The organism is Streptomyces sp. HSW2009, from assembly GCF_040240285.1.
In the GTDB taxonomy this organism is placed as follows: domain Bacteria; phylum Actinomycetota; class Actinomycetes; order Streptomycetales; family Streptomycetaceae; genus Streptomyces.
The window spans coordinates 1-4,530 of record NZ_JBEHZD010000582.1 but is presented as its reverse complement, the minus strand read 5'-3'; the positions used below and the strand labels follow the sequence as shown (position 1 = coordinate 4,530).

General features: G+C 73.9%; 4 protein-coding genes and 1 pseudogene. 1 reads left to right on the top strand and 4 read right to left on the bottom strand.

Going from position 1 to position 4,530, the window contains the following annotated elements; genetic code table 11:
- Positions 1-113: 113 nt before the first annotated feature.
- The 4 genes from AAHZ94_RS28945 to AAHZ94_RS28930 form a co-directional block, all read right to left on the bottom strand.
- A complete protein-coding gene (locus AAHZ94_RS28945) occupies positions 114-866 on the bottom strand; it encodes an aspartyl/asparaginyl beta-hydroxylase domain-containing protein (RefSeq protein WP_349996589.1) in 753 nt (250 codons plus the stop codon).
- The gene (locus AAHZ94_RS28940; protein WP_349996587.1) at positions 850-1,131 is read right to left on the bottom strand and encodes a hypothetical protein; all 282 of its coding nucleotides are present in this window, start codon (positions 1,129-1,131) and stop codon (positions 850-852) included. The genes AAHZ94_RS28945 and AAHZ94_RS28940 overlap by 17 nt, the downstream gene beginning before the upstream one ends.
- A 168-nt stretch (positions 1,132-1,299) precedes the next feature.
- The gene (locus tag AAHZ94_RS28935; protein WP_349996586.1) at positions 1,300-1,911 is read right to left on the bottom strand and encodes a sigma-70 family RNA polymerase sigma factor; all 612 of its coding nucleotides are present in this window, start codon (positions 1,909-1,911) and stop codon (positions 1,300-1,302) included.
- A 262-nt stretch (positions 1,912-2,173) separates the two neighbouring features.
- On the bottom strand, positions 2,174-2,893 hold the full coding sequence (locus tag AAHZ94_RS28930; protein ID WP_349996584.1) for a hypothetical protein: 720 nt from the start codon (positions 2,891-2,893) through the stop codon (positions 2,174-2,176).
- A gap of 1,406 nt (positions 2,894-4,299) precedes the next feature.
- Here AAHZ94_RS28930 and AAHZ94_RS28925 point away from each other — a divergent pair.
- Positions 4,300-4,530 (top strand): annotated as a pseudogene (locus AAHZ94_RS28925) (hypothetical protein); the annotation flags it as partial.

The window sequence follows — 4,530 nt, the reverse complement described above, 5'->3', positions numbered from 1 at the left end:
CCCCCCCCCCCCCCCGCCCCGCGCCCCCCGCGCGCCGCCGCCCGCGCCGCCCGCCCGGGGGGCGGGGCGGCGGGGGCCGGCGCCGCCCCCCCCCCCCCCCCCGGGTCAGGAACTCAGCCCTCGCCCATCAACTTGCGGATCTCGGTGATGAGCACCACCAGCGCCGCCCGCTCGGGGACGGTGGTGTCCGGGTGCCAGAGGTCCACCAGCAGGCAGGTGCGCGGGCGGGTGCCCGAGTTCCACGCCTCGTGCTCGAAGGAGTAGTCGAAGAGCAGGCACTTCCCCTCCTCCCAACCGCGCGTCTCGCCCGCGACCTTGATCCCGCACCCCTCCGGGATGTCCACCGCCAGGTGCAGGTTGATGCTGAAGTTCCACAGGTCGCAGTGCGGCTTGATGGCCGCGCCGGGCAACAGCGTGGAGAAATGGCACTCAAGGAGCGGGCAAATCTTCTCGGTGTCGACGGCAAAGTCCTTGAGCACCTGGTAGGCGGTCGGCGCGGCCGTCGCCGCCTCCGCGACCAGGCCGCCCGTGCGGTACAGGTAAAGGGCCTGCCAGTCGTCCTGCGGGGTCAGGTAGTGCTCATAGTTGGAGAATGCCTCACGGCGCGCGGCCCACGTCGCCTCAAGCTCCGACTTGATCGACCCGTGGTTCTTCTCCAGGGCTTCTATGAACGGGGTGTGTTCGGCGTGCCCGTACGCATCGTGCCACGGCTGCTGGGAAATCCCCGGCATGATCCACTTGGCTCCCTGTTGCAACGGGTGCCGCTCGCTCTTCTTGCTGTCCAGCATCTCCTCCACCCGCTCGATGGAGTCGGAGCCGTACTTGCTACGGATCTCGGCGAAGGCGTTCTCAATCTCCGGTGTCACAACGTTCTCCTGATGGTGAGCGAAAAGGTGCGGCAATGTCAGCGGGAAAGTCTAGGAAGGGGGTGACGACGCCGAGCATGCGAAGTCGGCGGACCCATGGCGGGGGGGGGGGGGGGGGGGGGGCCGCGCGCCCCCCCGCGCCCCCCCCCCCGCCCCCCCCCGGACCCCCCGCCCGGACCCCCCCCGCCCCGGCCGGGGGGGCGGCCCCCCCCCCCCCCCGCGCCGCGCGGCCCCCCCCCCCCCCCCCCCCCACAACCAGGGGCATACCCCGGTGGCCGAAATCGAGAACTCGCGTGATCCGGCCACGTGGGGTGGCCGGATCACTGCGTCGTATTCGCGCCCGTCGCACGCGCTCACTCGGCGCGGCGTACGGATGCGCGGCCACGCGGTCCGCGCGGGGGGCGCAGGTGGCGTCGTTGACGCGGCGCACCGCTCAGGCCGCGATCGGCACCCCGGACACCTCGGCGGTACGCAACAGCGCGATCAGGTCCTCCCGCGCCCGCGCCACCCGGGACCGCACGGTGCCGACCGGGCAACCGACGACGGCGGCGGCTTCCGCATAGGGCAGTCCGAGCAGTTGGGTGAGGATGAACGCCTCGCGCCGGTGCGGCTCCAAGGTGTTGAGCAGGTCGAGCAGGGCGACGCCCTCTTCGAAGCCCGGCAGCCCGGACGGCTGCGCTCCCTCGGCCGCTGACTGCCAGTTGGGGGCGTCGGCCACCCGCGGCCGGGCGGCGGCCGCCCGGTACCGGTCGATGACCACCCGGCGGGCGATCGACAACAGCCAGGTGCGTGCGTACGAACGGCCGGCGAAGCGGGGCAGCGAGTTGAGCGCCCGCAGGAACGTCTCCTGCGTGAGGTCGTCCGCACTGTGCACGTCGGCGCTCAGATGCGTGACGAAGCGCCACACGTCCCGGTAGGTGGCCCGGACGAAGCGTTCGACGGCGACGGGGTTGCCGTCCCGTGCTGCGAGCGCCCAACCGGTCACCTCCTCGTCGTCCGCGGGGCGGGGTGGCCCGGGGCAGGCCCGTACTTGGGCAGGAATCATCGCAATGGAGTCCTTGGTGGGGGCTGTGTGCCGAGCCACGGCTGACCGCGGGACGGCGATGACAGCACCGCATGCCTCGCCCCGCCACGTCCGATGGGCCGGTTGGCCGGCGAAGGCACGACGGCAGCTTCGGCACGGACACGGCGAGGGACCGCGGGGCCTGGAGCCAACGCGTACGGGCACGCCTTCGCGGGGGCGTCCCGGCGTCGGAAAATGCGCCCGCCACCACAGGGCGCTGCACGGGCGCGAGGTGACGGTGCGTTCAGCCGAGGGTGACCCCGGTCGGCGGCCCCCGACCGACCACGACATGGCGCAGGAACATCTGGCGCAGCCGCCGGACCCGGTACGTCCGGGCCGGCCGGCGGGTCGGCCGCCGCCAGGGACCGGCGACCAGGCCGCTCCAGGCGGTGCGCAGCGGCACGAAGACGACGGCGGCCAGCGCCCGGCCGAACCGGAACGCGGCGCGCTCACCGCGCCACAGCCACAGACCGCACACCACGGCGGCCAGTACGTGCGCGAGCAACATGGCCCAGCCGTGGCAGAAGGGCGACAATCCGGCGAGTCCGGTCAACTGGGTGTGCTCGGGGCCCACCGGGACGGCTGCGGTGGCGTCACCGGTGAGTTGTGCGACGGAGGCGGCGGCGCCCGCGGCGTCCGGCGGGGAGTGGCCGGGGTGCGCCGCCTGGGGTATCCGGCCCGGTGCGGCGCCCGCCGCGGTCAGGGCCGGATGGTGCTCGGTCAGCGAGAACAGCAGGTGCAGCAGGAACTGGGTGACCACGGTCGCACCGGTCACGGCGAACGCGCCGCGCTCCCGGCCGGCCAGCCACCAGGCGGCCGACGCCGTGCCGGCGAACGCGCTGCCGAGCGCCAGCGGCGAGAAACCCGCGCCGGACACCAGCGCGTGCCCCGCCGCCGCCGCGGCGACGCACACGGCCGCGAAGGTCGCGGCACGCACGGCGCGGGACGCCAGCCCAGTGGTCATAGTCGACATGTTGCCAGGCAGCACTGACAAGCGGAGTGCCCCGAAGGGGAAACTTTGCCGGTCGCCGGCACTCTGCCGACATGACCACACACCGTCGATCCCTCCCCTCGAAGCGTTCTCTGTACGGGAACTGATGGGGCGTCGGAACGATTCCCGGGCCCTAGTGCACGCGTTCGACAGGCTGTCGGCATGTCCGAAACAAGACGGTGACGGAGCGTTACCTACGGCTGGGCGCCGGGCCCGCCCCCCATTTCCACCGCATTCCCACCATGTGCACGCCGCCCTCCACGCGCACCCCTACGCCGTTCCCCCGCACCCGCCACCCCTCCACGCCGCTCCCCCACGCCGTCGCCCGGCACCGCGGCGCCGCCCCACTTCCCCATGCCGGCCGCCCTGCACCGCTGTCCGACGCCGCCCCTCCGCACCACTCCCCCGTACCGCTTCCCTACACCCCGCCCCGTGCCACCTCCCCGCACCGCCTCCCTGCGACGCCTTCCGGCCCGGCGCGCCCCTCAGGCCCGACCGGCCCCGCCCCCACCAACCCGACAACACGCCCCGCCGCCCCAGCCAGCCCCCGTACACGAAACTCCGGAAAGTGCGGACAAACACAGCGGACGAACGCAGCGCCGGGAGCGGACGGCGGGCCGGGGGACGGGACGGAGACACCGAGGGGGCGAGGGGGCGAGCGAGAGGGCTGGTGCCACGCCCCACCCCCAGCCGCGCACCCCCACGGCCCCGCACCCGGCACCCGCCCCCCTCCCCGTCGGGCCCCACTCCAGCCGCGCCCCGAGCCGCGCACCCACACCCCATCCCCAGCCCAAGCCCCCCCCCCTCCCCCGGTCCAACAGAAGGCGACGAATGGGAACCGCCGGCGAGAAGTCAGCAAGAAGCCGACAAGAAGGGATGCGGCCGTCCGCAACGGGCCACGGGGCGTCGGAGGGCCCCAACACAACGCCCAGAGCAACCCCTACGCGCGTAGATACCCTCCGTGAGCAACGCCACTACGGGGCGTGTGACCAGGCCCGGAGTCGGGGTTCCGGTGGGGGCGGAAGGCTCTGTTCAGTGCTGCGTTGGGGGGTGGGAGCGGCGTGCGAAGGGGCGCGTGGAGGGGGTCGGGCGGCGAGGTGACCTGCGACCGAGCCGGGGACCGCGATCGGATTGTCTGCTTCAATAGGGGCATGGCCAGCCTCCACAGCATCGCGACAGGTCGCAGCGACCTTGAGCCGTTTTGGCCTTCCCGCCAGGGGCACCACTTCGACCGTGAGTGTTGTCGCGCGCTCTGACGCGCGGGCCCGCTCACTGCGCTGCTGCCCGACGTCCCGCCAGGACGTCGGTTCCCCGGCCACCAGCCCTGCCCGCGCGCACGACGTCCACTTGACGCCCGCTGCGCGAAAGAGCTGACCCTCATGACCAACGTTCGTTCCCTGTCCCCAGCGCCGGTCTCCGCGGCCTCCGCCGCAGTCTCGGCCGCTCCCCTCTCCCCCGCGACGGCCGGCGCCACCGCCGCCCCGCTGCGGACCCGCCCGCAGCCACCCCGGCAGCGGCTGCGGGCGGTGGCCCCGGATGAACTGCCCCCGGTCGCCGACCAGCTGCACGCGGACGCCCCCTGGCTGCCCGCCCCCCCGCACCCCCAGTCG